A 21,738-nucleotide genomic window follows, 5' to 3' on the forward strand; every position below is an offset into this window, starting at 1 on the left:
CGCCGTGCTGACGATCCACACCGCCGACGAGCTGCGCATCAGCTGGGACGCGGACCCGCTGAAGGACGGCGCGGTCGCCGTGGAGGGCGACCGGGTCGCGGGCACCGGCCCGCTGGACGTGCTCCTTGAGCGCTTTCCGGGGGCGCGGGTCCGCAGCTGGCCCGGGACCCTCGGGCCGGCGCTCGTCCACGAGGACCCACTGCCGGAGGCGCCGTCCCCACGGGAACGGGTTCACGCCATTCTGAAGTCGGGTGCCACGGCGGTACTGGCGGAGTACGCCGACACCCCCGGCCTCCGCGCGGCGGCCTCCCGCAACGAGGTCGCCGTACTCCGCAGTGCAAGAAAGCCCGAGATCACCGACACCGGCCGGGCCGACTTGGCGGTCTTCGACGCGGACGGGACGTGCTTGGCGACGGTGTGCGCCGGACGCTTGGTACACAGACGCCGCTGAACTTCTTCATCCCGGGCGGGGAAGCGCCCCGTTTTTAGGGGCGCGGGACTGTGTATATATGCGGCTCCGCCGCGGGGCGCGACCAGCCCCCACCGGCCCGCAGATCAGAGATGCGCCGTCACCCGGCGAACGCCTCCGCAAACGCCCCCGAACTCTGCGAAACCCCACTGCAATTGGTGGCCGCATCGTCCGAAGAAGCGTCATCACTCGAACACTGCTGATCCCGGAACGTCGACCACATCGACACCCAAGCGATCTTCTTGGACTCGGCAAACGCACGGACCTGCGCCGCGTCCGAGAGGCTGAACTTCTCATTGGCCACGTCGTTGTCCCCGATCATCGACGTCAACGCGAGCCCCTGCCAGGCCCCCGCACTCGACAGCCCGAACACCTCCTGCAGCTGATCGTGGGTCGCCTTGGCGGACGTCTCGGCGTAGTCGCCCATGTCCCCGGCGTACGAACTCCCGTAATTCATGGTCATGATGTTGACCGTGGAGACCGTCACGGCGTTGTCGTTGGCGGACTCCAGCAGCGCCAGACCGTCCGAATCCAGCCCGGACGGCATCACCGGCAGCGTGAAGGACACTTTCAGGTCACCGCGCTCCTTCTGGAGCAGCGCGATCGCCTTGGACCGCAGCGCCACCGACGCGGAGTCGGTCAGCGCGTCCCCCTCGATGTCGAAGTCGGCCTGGGTGGACCCGGCGGCGTCGAGCGCCGCCCCGTACGCCGCCGCGAGCGCGCTCGCGCTGCCGCAGACCTCCGCCAGCTCCTTGCCGGACGCCCCGCCGAACGAGACGCGCACACTCGCGCCGGACTCCTTCAGCGCCGAGATCCGGGACTTCACGGCGGCCTTGTCGATGGCGTCCGTGCCGTTCCACTTGGCCGTGCAGTGGGTGCCGTCGGAGATCACGAAGGCCAGGTTGTACGTGGTCGGAGACCCCGTCGAGTCCGTCGCGGAGGCCTCCGTGGCGCTCACGTAGGGCGCGTACGAGGTGCTGGGCGAGGTGTCGGAGGAGGACGCGCTCTCGGAGGGCGCCGCACTCGTCCGCGGAGCCCGGGAGGTCTGCGCGGGCGCCGCGTCCGTGGTACCCGTACCACCGGACGAGCACCCCGCCGCCGCCAGAGCAAACAGGCAGGTGAGCCCGGCAGCCGGCCTCAGATAACCCCTCATTGCGTATGCACCCGCTCTCGTGATTTCTGTCTCAGGACCGAAACAAAGTGCGATTCGGGAGTTCCAAGGTGGCACATCCGAGGGTGATTCCCGAATACAGGAAGCGCATGGGTAACCCATGAGTAGCGGTACGCGAATCGGGCAAGCAGGGTCGCGAATCGGTACACAAGGTAAATATGTATCGACCCTGGGCTGCGTGGATGTTCAAGGATTCTCTCAGGGAATGGACAGCTTGGGCCAAGTTTCATGGGCGCCTCACATGAGAACCAGAGAATTGGCCACATAAAGGAGCCCTAATATCCGGGGAATGCAATCCGAGTCAGCCATCGAAAACCACAGTCAAGGGCGCGGCCGCCGCCGTAAACGCGGCAACGCGTCCGAAGACGGTCCCGTGTTCGTTGACAACTCCGGGCGCAGAGCACGTCTGCTGCGCAGGTTCGGCATGCTCGTCGGTGCCGTCTGCTTCGGTTACGCGGTCGTCCTCGGGATGGCCTTCATGGGCTGGGGCACCTCGCTGACCCCGTCCTCGCTCTTCCCGTTCGGCGGCGGCCAGGCCGGCTCCGCACCCGGGGGCAACCTTCGGCCGCAGGGCGGCGTGGCCCCCACCGGCAGGCCGACCGGCACCCCGCCGTCGGGCCTGCGCACGGGCACGGCCCCCTCCTCGGTCGCTTCCCCAGCCGCATCCGCGTCCGCTTCCACCGGCGCCAACTGACCGGAACGGACCCACCTCCATGACTTCGACGACGCCTTCACGCGGCCGCCGGCGCGCCCCCACCAAGATGGAGCGGGCGGCCGGCAAGGCCGCGGCGCTGCAGAAACCGCGTGTGATCCTCGCCCTGCTGCTTCTGCTGGGGCTCACCAGCGTGATGCTGCTCGACGGCTATCTGCGTTCCGAGATCGGCAACGACGCGCGGGTGCGCGACGGCGCGGCCTACGACAAGGTGCCGCAGAAGATCCTCGACGGCGGTCCGCTCCTGACGTTCACGGGCGGCACGGCCAAGACCCAGTCCGTTCCGAACAAGACCATCGTGCTCACCTTCGACGACGGTCCGACCCCGACCTGGACCCCCCAGATCCTCAAGGTGCTCGACGACAACAACGTCGAGGCCACCTTCTTCATGGTCGGCTCGATGGTCTCCCGCTATCCGGGCGTCGTGAAGGACCTCGTGGACCAGGGCAACGAGGTCGGCATCCACACCTTCACCCACGTCGACCTCTCCTACCAGGGCGCGGGCCGGCTCCAGCGCGAGCTGAAGCAGACCCAGCTCGCGCTCGCGGGTGCGGCGGGGATCACGACGACGCTGTTCCGGGCCCCGTACTCCTCGGAGATCAACGCCGTCGACAACTACAGCTGGCCCGTCTACAAGGAGATCGGCAACCTCGGCTACACCAGCGTCTTCGTCGACACCGACAGCGACGACTGGAAGAAGCCGGGCGTCTCGAAGATCGTCCAGTGGGCCACGCCGAAGGACAACAAGGGCGCCGTCGTCCTCATGCACGACGCGGGCGGCGACCGCTCGGAGACGGTCAAGGCGCTCGACACGTACATCAAGAAGATGAAGGCGAAGGGGTACTCCTTCACCACCGTCAGCGGCGCGATGGCGAAGCTGAACGGGGCGCAGAACGGCGCCGGCCGCACGGGCACCGCCGGTTCCGGACAGGCCGTCGAGGCCGGGGTCGGACAGACCGGTGCGGGTGCGGGTGCGGGTGTCGGAGCGGGTGCGGGTGCGGGGGCCGGTGCGCTGGGCGAGCAGCCGGGCGGCGCGCAGTCCGCGCCCGGTTCGGGCTCTGCCAACAGCTCCTCCAACAACTCCTCCAACAAGGTGAACATCGAGCAGTCCGGCCAGCAGAAGGCCACCGGCTCGACCCTCTACGAGGGCAAGGCCCTCATCTACGCGGTCGCGGTCGCCGAATGGGTCCTGCCGTTGCTCTCCTGGCTGTTGCTGGTCGTCGGCATCTCCGTCATGGGCCGCTTCGGGATGATGCTGATCCTCGCCCGCCGCCACTACAGACAGCGCAACAGGAAACGCGGCAAGGGCGGCAAGTTCAGCTGGGGGCCGACGGTCACCAGGCCGGTGACGGTGATCGTGCCCGCGTACAACGAGAAGGAGTGCATCGCCAACACGCTCCACTCGCTGGCGCAGAGCACCCATCCGATCGAGATCATCGTCGTCGACGACGGCTCCACGGACGGCACCAAGGAGATCGCCGAGTCACTGGGCCTGCCCAACGTCCGGGTCATCCGCCAGGAGAACGCGGGCAAACCGGCCGCCCTCAACAACGGTGTCCGCAACGCCAGTTACGACATCGTCGTGATGATGGACGGCGACACCGTCTTCGAACCGGACGCCGTGCACCAGCTCGTCCAGCCCTTCGCGGACCCGGGCATCGGCGCGGTCGCGGGCAACGCCAAGGTCGGCAACCGCAACACCATCATCGGCGCCTGGCAGCACATCGAGTACGTGATGGGCTTCAACCTCGACCGTCGCATGTACGACCTGCTGCGCTGCATGCCCACCATCCCGGGCGCGATCGGCGCGTTCCGCCGCGACGCGGTCCTCGAGGTCGGCGGCATGAGCGAGGACACGCTCGCCGAGGACACCGACATCACCATCGCGATGCACCGCGCGGGCTGGCGGGTCGTCTACCAGGAGCACGCCAGGGCCTGGACGGAGGCGCCGAGTTCGCTGAAGCAGCTGTGGTCGCAGCGCTACCGCTGGTCGTACGGCACCATGCAGGCGCTGTGGAAGCACCGCAAGTCGCTGACGGACAAGGGTCCGTCGGGCCGCTTCGGCCGCATCGGCATGCCGCTCGTCGTGATCTTCCAGATCATCACGCCGGTCCTCGCTCCGCTCATCGACGTGTTCACCATCTACTCGATGATCTTCGTGGACTTCTGGGCCTCACTGCTGGCCTGGCTGGCGGTGCTGGTCGTCCAACTCGTCTGCGCCGCCTACGCGTTCCGCCTCGACCGCGAGAAGTACCGCTACCTCGCGATGCTGCCGCTGCAGCAGCTCGCCTACCGCCAGATGATGTACCTCGTCCTGATCCACTCCTCCGTGACCGCCCTAACCGGCGGCCGCCTCCGCTGGCAGAAGCTCAAGCGCACGGGTGAGGTCGGGACCCCGGCAGGAGTGAGCTGACATGAGCTGGGGCTCGGAACAACAGCGGTACCAGGGATATGAGGGGTACCAAGGCCAGCAGGAGTACCAGGGCCAGCAGGAGTACCAGGGCCAGCAGGGCCAGCAGGGATATGACTATGGGTACGGGCAGCAGCCCGATCCCTACGGCCAGGGTCGGCAGCCTCAGATCCCCCAGCAGTACGGCTACGGCCAGGGGTACGTCGACCATGGCCAGGTGTACGTCACCGAGACGGCGCCCGTGCCGGTGATCGAGCCGGAGCCCGCGGCGGACGCAGCCGTCCCGACCGAGCCCAGCCCTGACGCCGGGGAGCCCGAAAGCCCCGCCGCCGACCCGGCGCCGAAGGCCAAACGCACCGGACGCGACCGCTACTTCGACGCGCTGCGCGCCGTCGCGCTGGTCCGTGTCGTGGCGTACCACACCTTCGGCTGGGCCTGGGCCGGCCTCGTCTTCCCGTCGATGGGCGTGATGTTCGCGCTCGCCGGCTCGCTGATGGCCAAGTCCCTGGAACGCCCCGCGCTCAAGGTGGTCAAGAGCCGGATGCGACGGCTGCTGCCGCCCTTCTGGTTCTGGAGCTTCTTCGTCGTGGTGGCGATGCTGATCCACGACTGGATGCCGGGCTGGCAGATCGTCTTCTGGATCGTGCCGGTCGGCGACCCGCCGGGCAACCAGTGGGGCATCCAGGCCTGGGAGATCCTCTGGTACCTGCGGACGTACCTCTGGTTCGTCCTGATGTCCCCGCTGCTCCTCAAGGTCTTCCGCAAGGCCCCCCTCCCGGTCCTGCTCCTCTCCCTCGCCCCGATCCTGGTCTTCCAGTACGCCTGGCAGCCTCCGTCCAACCGCTTCGGCAGCGGCCTGACGGACTTCGCCACCTTCCTGTTCTGCTGGCTGGTCGGCTTCGCGCACCGCGAGGGCGTGCTCCAGCGGCTCAAGCCCGCCCTGGTGATCCTGGCGTCGCTCGCCCTCCTGGCGTACGGCGGCTGGTACACCTTCGCGCACCAGGCGGAGTTCGGTACGTACGACCTGGACGAGGTGGTCCCCGTCGCGCAGACCTTCTGGTCGGCCGGCTTCGTGACGCTGCTGATGTACTTCAAGGCGTACTACGACGTCGACTTCGCCTGGCTCGCCCGCTTCAAGCGGCTCGACCGGATCGTGACGATCTTCAACGGCCGGGCGGTGACGATCTACCTCTGGCACGAGATCGCCCTCGTGCTCACGGTCCCGCTGATCGACCAGTTCTGGAAGGTGCCCGCCTTCGAGAAGTGGCTGCCGCTGGAGAGCCAGTGGTTCATGTTCGGCATCGGCTGGGTGCTGATCTGGGTCGCCATCCCGCTGGTCGGCTGGGTCGAGGACGTGGCCGCCAAGAAGAAGCCGAAGCTGCTCCCCTGAAGGGGGCGTGTGAGACCGGCGTACGGGCCGGGCGCCGCAGAGTCGCCCGGCCCGTGCTGCCACAATGGGGGAGTGACCCGCGCATCCCTGGACAAGCAGCCGCACGAAGTCGCCTCGATGTTCGACGACGTGGCGGAACGGTACGACCTGACGAACGACGTGCTGTCGCTCGGCCAGGACCGGGTGTGGCGCAAGGAGGTCGCGAAGGCGGTCGACGCGCGCCCCGCGCAGAAGATCCTCGACCTGGCGGCCGGTACGGCGACCTCGTCGCTCCCCTTCGCCCGCACCGGCGCGTACGTCGTGCCCTGCGACTTCTCCCTCGGCATGCTCCGGGTCGGCAAGAAGAACCACCCCTGGCTGCCGCTGACCGCGGGCGACGCGACGAAGCTGCCCTTCAAGGACGACACCTTCGACGCGGTGACGATCTCCTTCGGCCTGCGCAACGTCCAGGAGACCGACACGGCGCTGAGCGAGCTGTACCGGGTGACCAAGCCCGGCGGCCGGGTCGTGATCTGCGAGTTCTCGCACCCCACCTGGGCGCCGTTCCGCACGGTCTACACCGAGTACCTGATGCGCGCGCTGCCGCCGGTCGCCCGTGCCGTGTCCTCCAACCCCGACGCGTACGTCTATCTCGCCGAGTCCATCCGCGCCTGGCCGAACCAGCCCGAGCTCGCCGAGAAGCTGCGCAAGGCAGGCTGGTCGAAGGTGGCCTGGCGGAACCTGACGGGCGGCGTGGTGGCCCTGCACCGAGGCTTCAAAGCCGCCTGACCGCTGGGCCGGACAACCTGCCGCACCCGGCTCTCGCGAGTGCCCGGCTCACCTGAGCACCTCGAAGGAATTTCCGGGCTCGTCGAGCTCGCGGCGCATTCCGCCCGACGGCGGACGAGGCAGGCGCGGCTCGCGCACTCCCGAGCCGCCCTCCGCGTCACCGAGGTCGAACCACACGGTGACCACGGCCCCGCGCGGTACCTCGGAGCCGGGCGGTGGAAACTGGCGTACGACGTAGTCGACGACCGTGAGATGGAAGTCGGGCCGGTCGGGCGCGACGAGCAGCACACCTCGCGCCTCGGCCGTCTCACGTGCGTCCACGGCCATCAGGCCGATGAGCCGCGGCACGCGCACTTCGGGTGTCTCGGGTGTTATACGCACAGACGTCACCCCCAGCGGTACCGGAAGGGTAAGCCCGCGCCGGGCCCTTTCGGAAGCCGTCAGAGGGCGAGGCGGTAGCAGTGCGCGGGCTCGGCCGTCGCGGGATGGGTGAAGACCTCGGCCAGTTCCATGCCGACGCGTCGGGTCACGGCGATGGAGCGCTCGTTGCCCTGTCTGACCACGGCGACGACATCCGAGACGCCCGCCGCGCGCACCCGCTCCAGAGTGGTGAGCGCGGCGGCGGTGACGTACCCCTTGCCCCAATGCGCCCTGCCGAGCCGCCACCCGATCTCGATCTCGCCCTTCGGTCCCCACTCGCGCGGCCACGGCTGCGCCCCGGTGAAGCCCAGCACCTCGTCCTCCGGGCCGACCATGGTCCACAGACAGAAACCCAGTTCGGCGTCGTGCCGGCGCTGCCGCGCGGTGAGCTCCTCGTACACGGACAGTTCGGCCGCCTTCCCACCGTGGAACTCCATGACCTCGGGGTCGGCGAAGATCCGGTGCCAGGCGAACGCGTCCTCGTCGGTGGGGACACGCAGCCGTACGTCGGGGAGAGCTCGGTTCACGGGGCAACCCTTCAGCCAGGTGATCAGTACCGCTGCATAGACTGCCCATGTCCAGTGCCCGTCAGCACGCAGATTTCGAGTCTTGGGGAGACCCCGCCGTGACCGAGCCCCAACCCCTCTCCGAAAACACCGCAGATGTGATCGTCGTCGGGGCTGGACCAGCCGGTTCCACGACCGCGTACTACCTGGCGAAGGCCGGACTCGACGTCCTGCTCCTGGAGAAGACCGCGTTCCCGAGGGAGAAGGTCTGCGGTGACGGCCTGACCCCGCGCGCCACCAAGCAGCTTGTTTCCATGGGGATCGACATCTCCGAAGAGGCCGGCTGGCTGCGCAACAAGGGCCTGCGCATCATCGGCGGCGGCGTCCGCCTCCAGCTGGACTGGCCGGATCTCGCCTCGTACCCGGACTACGGACTCGTCCGCAAGCGCGACGACTTCGACGAGCAGCTGGCCCGGCAGGCGCAGAAGGCGGGCGCGCGGCTGTACGAGCGCTGCAACGTCGGCGCCCCCATCATCGACGACCGCACCGGCCGCATCACGGGCGTGCACGCGAAGCTGGGCGACGCGGGGGAGAAGCGCGAGGTCACCTTCCACGCGCCGCTGGTCGTCGCCGCCGACGGCAACTCCACCCGCCTGTCCCTGGCGATGGGCCTGCACCGCCGCGAGGACCGCCCGATGGGTGTCGCGGTCCGTACGTACTTCACGTCCCCGCGCCACGAGGACGACTACCTGGAGTCCTGGCTGGAGCTGTGGGACCGCCGGGGCGCCGAGGACCGTCTGCTGCCCGGCTACGGCTGGATCTTCGGCATGGGCGACGGCACCTCGAACGTCGGCCTCGGCGTGCTCAACACCTCCGACTCCTTCAAGGAGCTGGACTGGCGCGAGGTCCTGAAGGCCTGGTGCGCGTCCATGCCGGAGGACTGGGGCTACACGCCGGAGAACATGACCGGCCCGATCCGCGGTGCCGCCCTCCCCATGGCCTTCAACCGCCAACCGCACTACACCAAGGGTCTGCTGCTGGTCGGCGACGCCGGCGGCCTGGTCAACCCCTTCAACGGCGAGGGCATCGCCTACGCCATGGAGTCGGGCCAGATCGCCGCGGACGTCATCGTGCAGGCCCACGCCCGCTCGACGCCCACCCAGCGAGAACTGGCCCTCCAGCGCTACCCCCGTGTCCTCAAGGACACCTACGGCGGCTACTACACCCTCGGCCGCGCCTTCGTGAAGCTCATCGGCAACCCGAAGGTCATGAAGATCGCGGCCCAGCGCGGCCTGACCCACCCGCTCCTGATGAAGTTCACCCTCAAGATGCTCGCGAACCTCACGGACCCGACCGGCGGCGACGCGATGGACCGCATCATCAACGGCCTCTCGAAGGTGGCGCCGAAGTCCTGACGCCTTCACGGGGTCGCCCGGGGGCCCGGGCGGCCTCCGGGGACGCTCTCGCCCTCCCCGGGACAGCACGACGAGGCCGCCACCCACTCGGGTGGCGGCCTTCATGCCGTATGACTCACAAGGTCCCGCGACTCAGAGAACGCGCACCGCGCCCGTGGCCGGGTAGCCCGAAAGGTTCTGAATCACCACACCCTTGGAGGGGTTGGCCGCGTCCAGGTACTGGCCGTTACCGATGTACACACCCACGTGGTACGCCGAACCGGCCGAACCCCAGTACAGGATGTCGCCGACCTGGATGTTGGACAGCGAGACCGGCGTACCGGACGTCGACTGGTCCTGCGAGACGCGCGGCAGGTCGACACCGACCTGCCGGAACGCCGCCTGCACGAGGCCGGAGCAGTCCCACGCGTTGGGGCCCGTACCGCCCATCACGTAGGCGTCGCCGACCTGAGCCTTGAGGAAGGCGATGACGGTGGCGACACTGCCGCTGGCCGGGGCGGAGACGGACGAACTCGAGGAGCCCGAGGAGCCCGCGGAGCTGGACAGGACGGTCCGCGTGGACGACCGGGAGGCGGCCTGGGCGGCCGCGGCCTTTCGCGCGTCCTCGGCCTTCTTCTTGGCCTCGGCCTTCTTCTTGGCGTCCGCGAGGTCCGCCTTGGCCTGCTTCGCGGCCTTTGCGGCGGCCGCGTCGCGCTCGGCCTGCAGCTCGTAGTTCGCGGCTGCCTGCTGCGTGGCGTCCGCGGACTGCGCCAACTGAGTGGCCAGGTCGGCCGTCAGGGTGGGCAGTTCGAGGGTCTGAGTAACGGGCTCGGCAGCGTTCGCCGAACCAGCCGCACCGGCCACGGCCAAGGTGCTGAGAACACCACCGGCAACTCCGGCGCGCATCGCTAGCGTCGAAGCGTTGCGGCGGGGCTTCCGGTGGTTGCGTATGTGAGCGGTGTGGGACATGGGTACAACCGGTATCAGGGACTCCCTCATACCTTCAAGAAACGTGTGGTGCGCCACAGTTGTTCAATCCGCGGCCGAATCCACGGCGCGTCACTTCTTATTGACGCCGTAACGGGCATTCCGGACAGAGATGATCAAGCCTGTGATCATGCGCTTTCCGCATTACGTCCGAATTGCCCTCTGCTTACCATTGGTTGCAGCCTGTGGCCAAGGCCGGCTTATCTGACCCATAGGTGGATGTGACACAGGTCACGGAACGGTCACCGGGTCGGCGGCGTCTCGCGCGCACCTCTCGACTGCCCCGCGCTCGTGAACGCATGCACGCGCCGATGCCCGTCCACATCCGTCCACACCCCTCCCCCTGATGTGTGAACGCGCTCCTCTATCAAGCCCCCACGTCCAGCACCAATTTGCATGCGTCGGAAGTCTCTTGATATGGAGACGCCGCCCCGGACCTGTGATGACGAGCGGAAATGTCACATCTCGTGATCGCGCGGACGCTTCGCGTATGAAGATCACTGCTCATCCGACTTCATGATCCTTCGTCAGGTGGTGGAGATCACAAAGCTTGTGCAATACCCCGTGTCGCAGATCACAGACCGGCGGGCATAAGATGCGAGGCAGTTGGGCTTGTGACCTGCTTCACATGTACGCGATCTTCGTCGGGACGCACGGGGTTCGTGGGACGGGTGGGGCGGAAGTGCTTGCCTGACGCAACCGCCAGCAGTCAGTGCCGACTGAGAGGAGCGAGGAGCGTGAACGCGTATGCGCCGATCCTCGTACTGGGAGCCCTCGGGGCAGGCTTTGCGATCTTCTCCGTGGTCATGGCCACGCTTATCGGTCCAAAGCGATACAACCGGGCCAAGCTCGAGGCCTACGAGTGCGGTATCGAGCCGACCCCCACGCCGGCCGGCGGCGGGCGCTTCCCCATCAAGTACTACCTGACGGCGATGCTCTTCATCGTCTTCGACATCGAGATCGTCTTCCTCTACCCCTGGGCCGTCACCTTCGACGCCCTGGGTGTTTTCGGGCTCGTGGAGATGCTGCTCTTCGTGCTCACCGTCTTCGTCGCGTACGCGTACGTATGGCGGCGCGGCGGCCTGGAATGGGACTGAGGGGCCTTTAAGACATGGGACTCGAAGAAAAGCTGCCGAGCGGATTCCTGCTGACCACCGTCGAGCAGGCCGCGGGCTGGGTGCGTAAGGCGTCCGTCTTCCCCGCCACGTTCGGACTCGCCTGCTGCGCCATCGAGATGATGACGACCGGCGCGGGCCGCTACGACCTCGCGCGCTTCGGCATGGAGGTCTTCCGCGGTTCACCGCGCCAGGCCGACCTCATGATCGTCGCCGGCCGCGTCAGCCAGAAGATGGCGCCGGTGCTGCGGCAGGTCTATGACCAGATGCCCAACCCCAAGTGGGTGATCTCCATGGGGGTCTGTGCCTCATCGGGCGGAATGTTCAACAACTACGCCATTGTGCAGGGCGTCGACCACATCGTCCCGGTCGACATCTATTTGCCCGGCTGTCCGCCGCGGCCCGAGATGCTGATCGACGCGATCCTCAAGCTCCACCAGAAGATCCAGACCTCCAAGCTCGGTGTGAACGCCGAGGAGGCGGCCCGCGAGGCGGAGGAAGCGGCGCTCAAGGCGCTCCCCACCATCGAGATGAAGGGCCTGCTGCGGTGAGTGACGCGAACGGCAACGGGGTGAACCCCGAGAAGGACCTCGGCGCCTCGAACCTCCCCGGCCAGCGCGGCGAGGGCGGCGAGGAGATCCGCGTCCAGCGCGGCATGTTCGGCGCCAACAACGGCGGCGACACCACCGGCTACGGAGGCCTGGTCCGCTCCGTCCGGCTCCCCGGTCCGGCCACCCGCCCCTACGGCGGCTGGTTCGACGAGGTCGCCGACGAGCTGGAAGGCGCCCTGGAGGAACAGGGACTCGTCCCCGACAACGCCATCGAGAAGACGATCGTCGACCGCGACGAGCTCACCTTCCACATCGAACGCGAGTACCTGGTCCGGGTCGCCCAGACCCTCCGCGACGACCCGGCCCTGCGCTTCGAACTGTGCACGGGTGTGAGCGGAGTGCACTACCCCAGCGACAAGGGCCGGGAGCTGCACGCCGTCTACCACCTGCGCTCGATCACCCACAACCGGCTGATCCGCCTCGAAGTCAGCACCCCCGACGCCGACCCGCACGTCCCCTCGCTCGTCTCCGTCTACCCGACGAACGACTGGCACGAGCGCGAGACGTACGACTTCTTCGGCCTGATCTTCGACGGCCACCCGGCACTGACGCGGATCATGATGCCGGACGACTGGCAGGGCCACCCGCAGCGCAAGGACTACCCCCTCGGTGGCATCCCCATCGAGTACAAGGGCGCCCAGATCCCTGCTCCGGACCAGCGGAGGTCGTACTCATGAGCACGCAGACCCCTTCTTCCGGCGCGTCCGCCGCGGCGGCGCGGGAGACGACCGAGGGCACCGTATATACGGTCACCGGTGGCGACTGGGACGAGATCGCCCAGTCCGCGGCGAAGTCCGACGACGAACGCATCATCGTCAACATGGGCCCGCAGCACCCGTCCACCCACGGCGTGCTCCGGCTCATCCTGGAGATCGACGGTGAGACGGTCACCGAGGCCCGCTGCGGCATCGGCTACCTCCACACCGGCATCGAGAAGAACCTCGAGTTCCGCACGTGGACCCAGGGCACCACGTTCGTGACGCGCATGGACTATCTGACGCCGTTCTTCAACGAGACGGCCTACTGCCTCGCCGTCGAGAAGCTCCTCGGCATCGAGGACCAGATCCCCGACCGCGCCTCGATCATCCGCGTCCTGCTGATGGAGCTGAACCGACTCTCCTCCCATCTGGTGTGCATCGCCACCGGAGGCATGGAACTCGGCGCCACCACGATCATGATCTACGGGTTCCGTGATCGCGAACTCATTCTCGACATCTACGAGCTGATCACCGGCCTGCGGATGAACCACGCGTACATCCGCCCCGGCGGACTCGCCCAGGACCTGCCGCCCGGCGCGGTGGACCAGATCCGCGAGTTCGTGAAGAAGATGCACAAGAACCTTCCCGAGTACGACAAGCTCGCCACCGGGAACCCCATCTTCAAGGCACGTATGCAGGACGTCGGCTACCTCGACCTGGCCGGCTGCATGGCCCTCGGCGCCACCGGCCCGATCCTGCGCTCCGCGGGCCTGCCGCACGACCTGCGCAAGGCCCAGCCGTACTGCGGCTACGAGACGTACGACTTCGAGATCCCGACCGCCGACACCTGCGACTCCTACGGGCGCTTCCTGATCCGCCTGGAGGAAATGCGCCAGTCGCTGCACATCGTCGAGCAGTGCCTGGACCGGCTGCAGCCCGGCCCGGTCATGGTCGCCGACAAGAAGATCGCCTGGCCGGCCCAGCTCGCACTGGGCCCCGACGGTCTCGGCAACTCCCTCGACCACATCAAGAAGATCATGGGCACCTCCATGGAGGCCCTGATCCACCACTTCAAGCTGGTGACCGAGGGCTTCCGCGTCCCGCCGGGACAGACGTACGCGGCGGTCGAGTCGCCCAAGGGCGAGCTCGGGGTGCACGCCGTGTCCGACGGAGGCACCCGCCCCTACCGGGTCCACTTCCGCGACCCGTCCTTCACCAATCTGCAGGCCATGGCGGCGATGTGCGAGGGCGGCCAGGTCGCCGACGTCATCGTCGCCGTCGCGTCCATCGACCCCGTGATGGGAGGCGTCGACCGGTGACCACCACCCCCGAGGGCGTCAGCCTGGGCATGCCCCAACTGCCCGCGCCCGACTATCCGGACGACGTCCGAGCCCGGCTCGAGGCGGACGCGCGCGAGATCGTCGCCCGCTACCCGGACTCCCGTTCGGCGCTCCTTCCGCTGCTGCATCTCGTGCAGTCGGAGGAGGGCCATGTCACGCGCACGGGGCAGCGGTTCTGCGCGGACGTACTGAACCTGACCACGGCCGAGGTCACCGCTGTCGCGACCTTCTACTCGATGTACCGGCGCAAGCCGAGCGGTGACTACCAGGTGGGTGTGTGCACCAACACCCTGTGCGCGGTCATGGGCGGCGACGCGATCTTCGAGGCCCTGCAGGACCACCTGGGCGTCGGCAACGGCGAGACCACCGACGACGGCAAGGTCACGCTGGAGCACATCGAGTGCAACGCGGCCTGCGACTTCGCACCGGTCGTGATGGTCAACTGGGAGTTCTTCGACAACCAGACCGTGGCCTCCGCGAAGCGCCTCGTGGACGACCTGCGCACGGGAGCACAGGTCGCACCCACCCGCGGCGCCCCCTTGTGCACCTTCAAGGACACCGCGCGGATCCTGGCGGGCTTCCCCGACGAGCGCGAGGGAGCCGTGGAGGCGGGCGGCAGCGCGGGCCCCGCCTCACTGATCGGTCTCCGCCTGGCCAAGGGGGAGAGCGTGCACGCGCGCGTGGTCCACCCACGAGGCGGCCGGGCACCGCAGGACCAGCCGCCGGCCGAGCACCTGAGCTCGCACGACGCGCCGCAGGAGACATCGGCCTCCGATCCGTCGCACCCGGCAGGTCCCGCAGCCGAGGAGGGGGAGTGATGACGTTGGCACCCGAGATCGACGAGACCAGCCCGGAGAAGCTGCTCGCACCCGTGCTGTCGGCCTTCTGGGACGAGGAGAAGTCCTGGTCGCTGGACGTCTACCGGAGGCACGAGGGGTACGAGGGGCTGCGCAAGGCGCTGGCCATGTCGCCGGACGACCTGATCGCGTACGTCAAGGACTCCGGTCTGCGCGGCCGGGGCGGCGCGGGATTCCCCACCGGAATGAAGTGGCAGTTCATTCCTCAGGGCGATGGCAAACCTCACTATCTAGTTGTCAACGCCGACGAATCGGAACCGGGAACCTGCAAGGACATCCCGCTCCTCTTCGCGAACCCGCACAGCCTCATCGAGGGCATTGTGATCGCGTGTTATGCCATCCGGTCTTCGCATGCGTTCATCTATCTCCGCGGTGAAGTCGTCCCCGTGTTGCGGCGGTTGCACGAGGCCGTTCGAGAGGCCTACGCGGCGGGCTACCTGGGCGAGAACATCCTCGGCAGCGGACTCGACCTCAAACTCACCGTGCACGCGGGCGCGGGCGCGTACATCTGCGGTGAGGAGACCGCACTGCTCGACTCGCTCGAAGGCCGCCGTGGTCAACCGCGGCTCCGTCCCCCCTTCCCAGCCGTCGCGGGCCTCTACGCGTGCCCGACTGTGGTGAATAACGTCGAGTCGATCGCGTCAGTTCCCGCAATCCTCCGAAAAGGCAAGGAATGGTTCAGGTCGATGGGCAGCGAGAAGTCCCCGGGCTTCACGCTGTACTCGCTCAGCGGCCACGTCGCCAGCCCCGGCCAGTACGAGGCTCCGCTCGGCATCACACTCCGTCAACTCCTCGAGATGAGTGGCGGGATGCGCCCCGGCCACCGATTGAAGTTCTGGACGCCGGGCGGCTCCTCGACCCCGATGTTCACCGACGAGCACCTCGACGTCCCTCTTGATTACGAAGGAGTGGGTGCCGCGGGTTCCATGCTCGGCACAAAAGCACTCCAGTGTTTCGACGAGACGACCTGCGTCGTGCGGGCGGTCACCCGGTGGACCGAGTTCTACGCCCACGAGTCCTGCGGCAAGTGCACACCCTGCCGCGAAGGGACGTACTGGCTCGTGCAGTTGCTGCGCGACATCGAGGCCGGCAAGGGAGTCATGTCGGACCTCGACAAGCTCAACGACATCGCCGACAACATCAACGGCAAGTCGTTCTGCGCCCTCGGCGACGGCGCCGCCTCGCCGATCTTCTCCTCGCTCAAGTACTTCCGCGAGGAGTACGAGGAGCACATCACGGGCCGCGGCTGCCCCTTTGACCCGGCCAAGTCCACGGCTTGGGCCGACCGCACGGAGGTGAACGCATGACGGTGACCACCAGCGCTCCCTCGGGAGGGGGAGAGGCGGCGGTTCCGCCGGAGGATCTCGTCTCGCTGACGATCGACGGAGCCGAGATCAGCGTGCCCAAGGGCACCCTGGTCATCCGGGCCGCCGAACAGCTCGGCATCGAAATCCCCCGCTTCTGCGACCATCCGCTGCTCGACCCGGCCGGCGCCTGCCGCCAGTGCATCGTCGAGGTCGAGGGCCAGCGCAAGCCCATGGCGTCCTGCACGATCACGTGTACGGACGGAATGGTGGTGAAGACTCACCTCACCTCGCCCGCCGCCGAAAAGGCCCAGCACGGTGTGATGGAGCTGCTGCTCATCAACCACCCGCTGGACTGCCCGGTCTGCGACAAGGGCGGCGAGTGCCCGCTGCAGAACCAGGCGATGTCGCACGGCAACGCCGAATCCCGCTTCGAGGGCAAGAAGCGGACCTACGAGAAGCCGGTCCCGATCTCCACGCAAGTACTGCTCGACCGCGAGCGGTGCGTGCTGTGCGCCCGCTGCACCCGCTTCTCCAACCAGATCGCCGGCGACCCGATGATCGAGCTGATCGAGCGGGGCGCGCTCCAGCAGGTCGGCACCGGCGAGGGCGACCCGTTCGAGTCGTACTTCTCCGGGAACACCATCCAGATCTGCCCGGTGGGCGCGCTGACCTCGGCGGCGTATCGCTTCCGCTCGCGTCCGTTCGACCTCGTCTCCTCGCACTCGGTGTGCGAACACTGCGCGGGCGGCTGCGCGACCCGCACCGACCACCGGCGCGGCAAGGTCATGCGGCGCCTGGCCTCCCCCGACCCCGAGGTCAACGAGGAGTGGCTCTGCGACAAGGGGCGGTTCGGATTCCGGTACGCGCAGCAGCGGGACCGGCTCGAGACACCCCTCGTAAGGGGTGAGTCGGGCGAACTGGAGCCCGCTTCCTGGCCCGAGGCCCTGGAGGCGGCGGCCCGGGGACTGTTGGCGGCCCGCGGCCGGACCGGCGTCCTGACCGGCGGTCGTCTCACCGTCGAGGACGCCTACGCCTACAGCAAGTTCGCGCGCGTCGCCCTCGACACGAACGACATCGACTTCCGCGCGCGCGTGCACAGCGCCGAGGAGGCCGACTTCCTGGCCTCCCGGGTCGCCGGACACGGACGGGACCTCGACGGTACGGGCCTCACCTACACCTCTTTGGAGAAGGCGCCCGCCGTCCTGCTCGTCGGCTTCGAGTCCGAGGAGGAGGCGCCCGGAGTCTTCCTGCGGCTGCGCAAGGCCTGGCGCGGACACGGACAGAAGACCTTCTCGCTCGCCACGTACGCGACACGCGGCCTGGAGAAGGCGGGCGGCACGCTGCTGCCCGCCGCGCCCGGTACCGAGACCGAGTGGCTGGACGCCCTCGCGAGCGGTGTCGGTGTGGAGGGCGACGGTGCCAGGGCCGCCGAGGCGCTGCGCGCCGAGGGCGCGGTGATCGTCGTCGGCGAGCGGCTCGCGGGCGTGGCGGGCGGTCTCACCGCCGCCGTACGGGCCGCGTCCGCGACCGGCGCCACGCTGGTGTGGATCCCGCGCCGGGCCGGGGAGCGCGGCGCGATCGAGGCGGGCGCGCTGCCGTCGCTGCTGCCGGGCGGGCGTCCGGCCACCGACCCGCGCGCGCGGGAGGAGGTCGCGACCGCCTGGGGTGTCTCCGATCTCCCGCACCGCTACGGGCGTGACACCGGCCAGATCGTCGAGGCCGCCGTCGGCGGGGAGCTGCGGGCCCTGGTGGTGGCGGGCGTGGAGGTCGCCGACCTTCCCGACCCGGCACGCGCGCGTGCGGCCCTTTCCGAAGTCGGCTTCCTGGTGTCGCTCGAACTGCGGCCCGGTGAGGTCACCGAGCACGCGGATGTCGTCCTCCCAGTGGCCGCGGTCGCCGAGAAGGCGGGCACCTTCCTGAACTGGGAGGGCAGGGTGCGCTTCTTCGAGGCCGCGCTCAAGCCCGACCAGATGACCCGCCGCCTGGCACCCACCGACGCGCGCGTCCTGCAGATGCTCGCCGACGCCATGGACGTACACCTGGGTCTGCCGGACCTGCGCACCACGCGCGGGGAGCTGGACCGGCTCGGTCCCTGGGGCGGCCTGCGGGCCACCGGGCCCGTGGAGATCGCGGCATCGTTGCCGCGTCCCGCCGCGGGGGAGGCCGTGCTCGCGGGGCACCGGCTGTTGCTCGACCAGGGCCGCCTCCAGGAGGGCGACGACGCGCTCGCCGGGACCCGGCATGCCGCACGCGCGCGTGTGTCGGCCGCCACGGCCGCCGAGGCGGGCGTCAAGGAAGGCGATCTCCTCGCGGTCACCAGTAGCGCCGGAACCGTCGAACTCCCGCTGCAGATCACCGAGATGCCCGACCGAGTGGTCTGGCTCCCGCTGAACTCCACCGGAGGGGGCGTCGCCTCCGACACGGGGGCGCTGCCCGGCGCACTCGTCCGCATCGGCCCGGCGACGCTCGCCACCGAGGCCCCCAAGGAGGTGGAGGCATGAACAGTCTGTACCTCGCCACTGAAGACCTCTCCATGTTCGGCCGCGACCCCTGGTGGCTGGTGGTCGTCAAGGCGGTCTTCTGTTTCGCCTTCCTGATGATCACCGTGCTGTTCTCGATCGTGTGGGAGCGCAAGGTCGTCGCCTGGATGCAGCTGCGCATCGGACCCAACCGGCACGGCCCCTGGGGCATGCTCCAGTCGCTCGCCGACGGCGTGAAGCTGATGCTCAAGGAAGACGTCATCGTCAAACGCGCGGACAAGGTGGTCTACGTCCTCGCGCCGATCGTCGCGGCCATCCCGGCCTTCATGGCGATCGCGGTGATCCCCTTCGGGCCCGCCGGCAACGAGATCTCGATCTTCGGCCACCGCACCACGATGCAGCTCACGGACCTGCCGATCGCGATGCTCTACATCCTCGCGGTCGCCTCGGTGGGCATCTACGGGATCGTGCTCGCGGGCTGGAGTTCTGGATCCACCTACCCGCTGCTGGGCGGTCTGCGGTCCTGCGCGCAGATGATCTCGTACGAGATCGCCATGGGCGCCGCTTTCGCCTCGGTGTTCCTCTACTCCGGGTCGATGTCGACCTCGACGATCGTGGAACAGCAGCACGACCGCTGGTACATCATCCTGCTGCCGGTCTCGTTCGTGATCTACATCATCACGATGGTCGGCGAGACCAACCGCGCCCCCTTCGACATGCCGGAGTCCGAGGGCGACCTCGTCGGCGGTTTCAACACCGAGTACTCGTCGATCAAGTTCGCGCTGTTCATGCTCGCCGAGTACGTGAACATGGTGACGGTCTCGGCCGTGTCGACCACGCTCTTCCTGGGCGGCTGGCGGGCCCCGTGGCCCATCAGCACCTTCTGGGAGGGTGCCAACCACGGCTGGTGGCCGATGCTCTGGTTCGTGGTGAAGGTGCAGCTGCTGCTGTTCTTCTTCATCTGGCTGCGCGGCACGCTGCCGCGTGTCCGCTACGACCAGCTGATGAAGCTCGGCTGGAAGGTCCTCATCCCGGTCTCCGTGGTCTGGCTGATGCTCGTCGCGACCGTACGGACCCTCAGGAACGAGAACTACGACTTCGCCGACATCGCCCTGTACGTCGGCGGCGGTGTCCTCGTCCTGCTGCTGCTCTCGTTCGCCGCGGACATCTTCCGCGACAAGCAGGGCGCCCAGGAAGCGCCCGCCGAGCCCGCCGCCTTCGACCCGATGGCCGGTGGATTCCCGGTGCCGCCACTGCCGGGACAGGAGCTGCCACCCGTGCCACGGCGCCGCCCGCGCCGCGAGCGCGAGTTGATTGTCAGTGGTGGGTCCGATACTGCGAGTGACGGATCGAATGGCGGAACTCGTGACGGAAAGGAGGGGTCCGATGGCTGAGGAGCCGAAGGAGACCAAGCCTGGTTTCCAGAACCCCGTCGCAGGCTTCGGCGTGACCTTCAAGGCCATGTTCAAGAAGCGCCTGACGGAGCAGTACCCGGAGCAGCAGAAGACCACCGCCCCGCGGTTCCACGGCCGGCACCAGCTCAACCGTCACCCGGACGGTCTGGAGAAGTGCATCGGCTGCGAGCTGTGTGCCTGGGCCTGCCCCGCGGACGCCATCTATGTGGAGGGCGCGGACAACACCGAAGAGGAGCGCTACTCGCCGGGCGAGCGGTACGGCCGCGTCTACCAGATCAACTACGCCCGCTGCATCCTGTGCGGCCTGTGCATCGAGGCGTGCCCCACCCGCGCGCTCACGATGACGAACGAGTTCGAGCTCGCCGACTCCAGCCGCGCCAACCTCATCTACACCAAGGAGCAGCTGCTCGCCGGGCTCGACGAGGGCATGGTCGACACACCACACTCGATCTTCCCCGGCACGGACGAGCAGGACTACTACCAGGGTCTGGTGACCGAGGCGGCGCCGGGCACGCAGCGCCAAGTCGCCGTGTCCAAGGGCGAGAAGCCCACGGAAGAGGGGGTGGGGGCATGAGCGCGCAGCTCGCCGCCTACTCCACCTCCACCGGAGAGGCCTTCCAGTTCTGGGTCCTCGGCACGGTCGCCGTGATCGGCGCCCTGTGCACCGTCTTCATGAAGAAGACCGTGCACAGCGCGCTCTGTCTCGCCGGCACCATGATCGTCCTGGCGGTGTTCTACCTCGCCAACGGCGCCTACTTCCTGGGCGTCGTGCAGATCGTCGTCTACACCGGCGCGATCATGATGCTGTTCCTCTTCGTGGTCATGCTCGTCGGTGTCACCGCGGCGGACTCCCTGAAAGAGACCATCAAGGGTCAGCGCTGGCTGGCCCTGGTGTGCGGACTCGGCTTCGGCGTCCTGCTGATCGCGGGCATCGGCAACGCGTCCCTGAAGGACTTCAACGGCCTGAGCAAGGCCAACGCCAACGGGAACGTGGAGGGCCTCGCCGCCCTCATCTTCACGAAGTACGTGTTCGCCTTCGAAATCACCGGCGCCCTGCTCATCACGGCGGCCGTCGGCGCCATGGTGCTCACGCACCGCGAGCGCACCGAGCGCGCAAAGACCCAGCGCGAGCTGTCCGAGCAGCGCGTACGGGAAGGCAAGCACCTACCGCCGCTGCCGGCCCCCGGTGTCTACGCCCGGCACAACGCGGTGGACATCGCCGGCCTCCTCCCGGACGGCACCCCGTCCGAGCTGACCGTCAGCAAGACGCTGCGGGACCGCGGCCAGATCCGTGACGTGTCCACCGAGGCGCTGAGCGATCTGAAGGCGCTGGAGCAGCGGGCCGAAGAACGCCTGGAGCGCACGAAGACGGAGGAGGCGTCCAAGTGAACCCGGTCAACTACCTCTATCTCGCCGCCCTGTTGTTCACGATCGGCGCCACCGGCGTGCTGATCAGACGCAACGCGATCGTGGTGTTCATGTGCGTCGAGCTCATGCTCAACGCCTGCAACCTCGCGTTCGTCGTCTTCTCCCGCCTGCACGGCAATCTCGACGGCCAGATCATCGCCTTCTTCACGATGGTCGTCGCCGCCGCGGAGGTCGTCGTCGGGCTCGCGATCATCGTGTCGCTCTTCCGTTCCCGCCACTCGGCCTCGGTCGACGACGCCAGCCTGATGAAGCTGTAAGGG

General features: G+C 68.2%; 21 protein-coding genes. 17 read left to right on the forward strand and 4 right to left on the reverse strand.

Annotated features, from left to right (window positions below):
* Positions 1-4 precede the first annotated feature (4 nt).
* Complete coding sequence (locus OG798_RS30950) at positions 5-451, forward strand: imidazolonepropionase-like domain-containing protein (protein WP_121415373.1); 447 nt, start codon at positions 5-7, stop codon at positions 449-451.
* Positions 452-569: 118 nt separating this feature from the next.
* Here the strand turns inward: OG798_RS30950 and OG798_RS30955 are convergent, their stop codons facing one another.
* The gene (locus OG798_RS30955; RefSeq protein WP_328758015.1) at positions 570-1,622 is read right to left on the reverse strand and encodes a chitinase; all 1,053 of its coding nucleotides are present in this window, start codon (positions 1,620-1,622) and stop codon (positions 570-572) included.
* 391 nt (positions 1,623-2,013) lie between these two features.
* Between OG798_RS30955 and OG798_RS30960 the strand changes: the two genes are divergently transcribed.
* The 4 genes from OG798_RS30960 (at position 2,014) to OG798_RS30975 (ending at position 6,920) form a co-directional block, all read left to right on the forward strand.
* Positions 2,014-2,334, forward strand: coding sequence for a hypothetical protein (locus tag OG798_RS30960; RefSeq protein WP_306454735.1), 321 nt, complete (start codon positions 2,014-2,016; stop codon positions 2,332-2,334).
* A gap of 19 nt (positions 2,335-2,353) precedes the next feature.
* Positions 2,354-4,765: a bifunctional polysaccharide deacetylase/glycosyltransferase family 2 protein gene (locus tag OG798_RS30965; protein ID WP_328758016.1), complete on the forward strand. Its 2,412-nt coding sequence runs from the start codon at positions 2,354-2,356 to the stop codon at positions 4,763-4,765.
* A 1-nt stretch (position 4,766) separates the two neighbouring features.
* Positions 4,767-6,152: an acyltransferase gene (locus OG798_RS30970; protein ID WP_328758017.1), complete on the forward strand. Its 1,386-nt coding sequence runs from the start codon at positions 4,767-4,769 to the stop codon at positions 6,150-6,152.
* A 72-nt stretch (positions 6,153-6,224) separates the two neighbouring features.
* The gene (locus OG798_RS30975; protein WP_095853185.1) at positions 6,225-6,920 is read left to right on the forward strand and encodes a demethylmenaquinone methyltransferase; all 696 of its coding nucleotides are present in this window, start codon (positions 6,225-6,227) and stop codon (positions 6,918-6,920) included.
* Positions 6,921-6,968: 48 nt separating this feature from the next.
* Here the strand turns inward: OG798_RS30975 and OG798_RS30980 are convergent, their stop codons facing one another.
* Positions 6,969-7,301 (reverse strand): PASTA domain-containing protein, encoded by a 333-nt coding sequence (locus tag OG798_RS30980; protein ID WP_095853184.1) that lies wholly within the window; start codon positions 7,299-7,301, stop codon positions 6,969-6,971.
* Positions 7,302-7,360: 59 nt separating this feature from the next.
* Positions 7,361-7,867 (reverse strand): GNAT family N-acetyltransferase, encoded by a 507-nt coding sequence (locus tag OG798_RS30985; RefSeq protein ID WP_095853183.1) that lies wholly within the window; start codon positions 7,865-7,867, stop codon positions 7,361-7,363.
* Between the two features lie 98 nt (positions 7,868-7,965).
* On the opposite strand from OG798_RS30985, the gene OG798_RS30990 reads away from it, so the two are divergent.
* Positions 7,966-9,261 (forward strand): geranylgeranyl reductase family protein, encoded by a 1,296-nt coding sequence (locus OG798_RS30990; protein WP_095853182.1) that lies wholly within the window; start codon positions 7,966-7,968, stop codon positions 9,259-9,261.
* A gap of 132 nt (positions 9,262-9,393) precedes the next feature.
* Here OG798_RS30990 and OG798_RS30995 read toward each other — a convergent pair whose 3' ends face one another.
* Positions 9,394-10,239: a C40 family peptidase gene (locus OG798_RS30995; RefSeq protein WP_095853181.1), complete on the reverse strand. Its 846-nt coding sequence runs from the start codon at positions 10,237-10,239 to the stop codon at positions 9,394-9,396.
* 725 nt (positions 10,240-10,964) lie between these two features.
* Between OG798_RS30995 and OG798_RS31000 the strand changes: the two genes are divergently transcribed.
* The 11 genes from OG798_RS31000 to nuoK are packed head-to-tail and all read left to right on the forward strand — an operon-like array spanning position 10,965 to position 21,735.
* Positions 10,965-11,324: an NADH-quinone oxidoreductase subunit A gene (locus tag OG798_RS31000; protein WP_007383963.1), complete on the forward strand. Its 360-nt coding sequence runs from the start codon at positions 10,965-10,967 to the stop codon at positions 11,322-11,324.
* A gap of 14 nt (positions 11,325-11,338) precedes the next feature.
* Positions 11,339-11,893, forward strand: coding sequence for a NuoB/complex I 20 kDa subunit family protein (locus tag OG798_RS31005; protein WP_053743379.1), 555 nt, complete (start codon positions 11,339-11,341; stop codon positions 11,891-11,893).
* Positions 11,890-12,630, forward strand: coding sequence for an NADH-quinone oxidoreductase subunit C (locus OG798_RS31010; RefSeq protein ID WP_121415367.1), 741 nt, complete (start codon positions 11,890-11,892; stop codon positions 12,628-12,630). The genes OG798_RS31005 and OG798_RS31010 overlap by 4 nt, the downstream gene beginning before the upstream one ends.
* Positions 12,627-13,970 carry an NADH-quinone oxidoreductase subunit D gene (locus OG798_RS31015; RefSeq protein ID WP_097225121.1) on the forward strand — a complete coding sequence of 448 codons (1,344 nt, stop codon included), beginning with the start codon at positions 12,627-12,629 and terminating at the stop codon, positions 13,968-13,970. The genes OG798_RS31010 and OG798_RS31015 overlap by 4 nt, the downstream gene beginning before the upstream one ends.
* A gap of 29 nt (positions 13,971-13,999) precedes the next feature.
* Complete coding sequence (nuoE, locus tag OG798_RS31020; RefSeq protein WP_095857858.1) at positions 14,000-14,809, forward strand: NADH-quinone oxidoreductase subunit NuoE; 810 nt, start codon at positions 14,000-14,002, stop codon at positions 14,807-14,809.
* Complete coding sequence (nuoF, locus tag OG798_RS31025) at positions 14,806-16,155, forward strand: NADH-quinone oxidoreductase subunit NuoF (protein ID WP_177324079.1); 1,350 nt, start codon at positions 14,806-14,808, stop codon at positions 16,153-16,155. Before nuoE ends, nuoF begins: the two co-directional genes overlap by 4 nt.
* Positions 16,152-18,656 (forward strand): NADH-quinone oxidoreductase subunit G, encoded by a 2,505-nt coding sequence (locus tag OG798_RS31030; protein ID WP_095853179.1) that lies wholly within the window; start codon positions 16,152-16,154, stop codon positions 18,654-18,656. Before nuoF ends, OG798_RS31030 begins: the two co-directional genes overlap by 4 nt.
* Positions 18,653-20,029, forward strand: coding sequence for an NADH-quinone oxidoreductase subunit NuoH (nuoH, locus tag OG798_RS31035; protein WP_121415366.1), 1,377 nt, complete (start codon positions 18,653-18,655; stop codon positions 20,027-20,029). The genes OG798_RS31030 and nuoH overlap by 4 nt, the downstream gene beginning before the upstream one ends.
* The gene (gene nuoI / locus OG798_RS31040; RefSeq protein ID WP_097225118.1) at positions 20,022-20,624 is read left to right on the forward strand and encodes an NADH-quinone oxidoreductase subunit NuoI; all 603 of its coding nucleotides are present in this window, start codon (positions 20,022-20,024) and stop codon (positions 20,622-20,624) included. The genes nuoH and nuoI overlap by 8 nt, the downstream gene beginning before the upstream one ends.
* A complete protein-coding gene (locus OG798_RS31045) occupies positions 20,621-21,439 on the forward strand; it encodes an NADH-quinone oxidoreductase subunit J (RefSeq protein WP_097225117.1) in 819 nt (272 codons plus the stop codon). Before nuoI ends, OG798_RS31045 begins: the two co-directional genes overlap by 4 nt.
* Positions 21,436-21,735 carry an NADH-quinone oxidoreductase subunit NuoK gene (nuoK, locus tag OG798_RS31050; protein ID WP_095853175.1) on the forward strand — a complete coding sequence of 100 codons (300 nt, stop codon included), beginning with the start codon at positions 21,436-21,438 and terminating at the stop codon, positions 21,733-21,735. Before OG798_RS31045 ends, nuoK begins: the two co-directional genes overlap by 4 nt.
* Positions 21,736-21,738 lie beyond the last annotated feature (3 nt).

This window comes from Streptomyces sp. NBC_00271, assembly GCF_036178845.1.
Taxonomy (GTDB): Bacteria; Actinomycetota; Actinomycetes; order Streptomycetales; family Streptomycetaceae; genus Streptomyces.

Excerpts from the sequence above, each read along its gene's own strand:
- OG798_RS30955 (WP_328758015.1), bottom strand. The coding sequence starts at position 1,622 with ATGAGGGGTTATCTGAGGCCGGCTGCCGGGCTCACCTGCCTGTTTGCT.
- OG798_RS30965 (WP_328758016.1), top strand. The coding sequence starts at position 2,354 with ATGACTTCGACGACGCCTTCACGCGGCCGCCGGCGCGCCCCCACCAAG.
- OG798_RS30970 (WP_328758017.1), top strand. The coding sequence starts at position 4,767 with ATGAGCTGGGGCTCGGAACAACAGCGGTACCAGGGATATGAGGGGTAC.
- OG798_RS30995 (WP_095853181.1), bottom strand. The coding sequence starts at position 10,239 with ATGAGGGAGTCCCTGATACCGGTTGTACCCATGTCCCACACCGCTCAC.
- OG798_RS31005 (WP_053743379.1), top strand. The coding sequence starts at position 11,339 with ATGGGACTCGAAGAAAAGCTGCCGAGCGGATTCCTGCTGACCACCGTC.
- OG798_RS31015 (WP_097225121.1), top strand. The coding sequence starts at position 12,627 with ATGAGCACGCAGACCCCTTCTTCCGGCGCGTCCGCCGCGGCGGCGCGG.
- nuoE (WP_095857858.1), top strand. The coding sequence starts at position 14,000 with ATGCCCCAACTGCCCGCGCCCGACTATCCGGACGACGTCCGAGCCCGG.
- OG798_RS31030 (WP_095853179.1), top strand. The coding sequence starts at position 16,152 with ATGACGGTGACCACCAGCGCTCCCTCGGGAGGGGGAGAGGCGGCGGTT.
- nuoH (WP_121415366.1), top strand. The coding sequence starts at position 18,653 with ATGAACAGTCTGTACCTCGCCACTGAAGACCTCTCCATGTTCGGCCGC.
- nuoI (WP_097225118.1), top strand. The coding sequence starts at position 20,022 with ATGGCTGAGGAGCCGAAGGAGACCAAGCCTGGTTTCCAGAACCCCGTC.
- OG798_RS31045 (WP_097225117.1), top strand. The coding sequence starts at position 20,621 with ATGAGCGCGCAGCTCGCCGCCTACTCCACCTCCACCGGAGAGGCCTTC.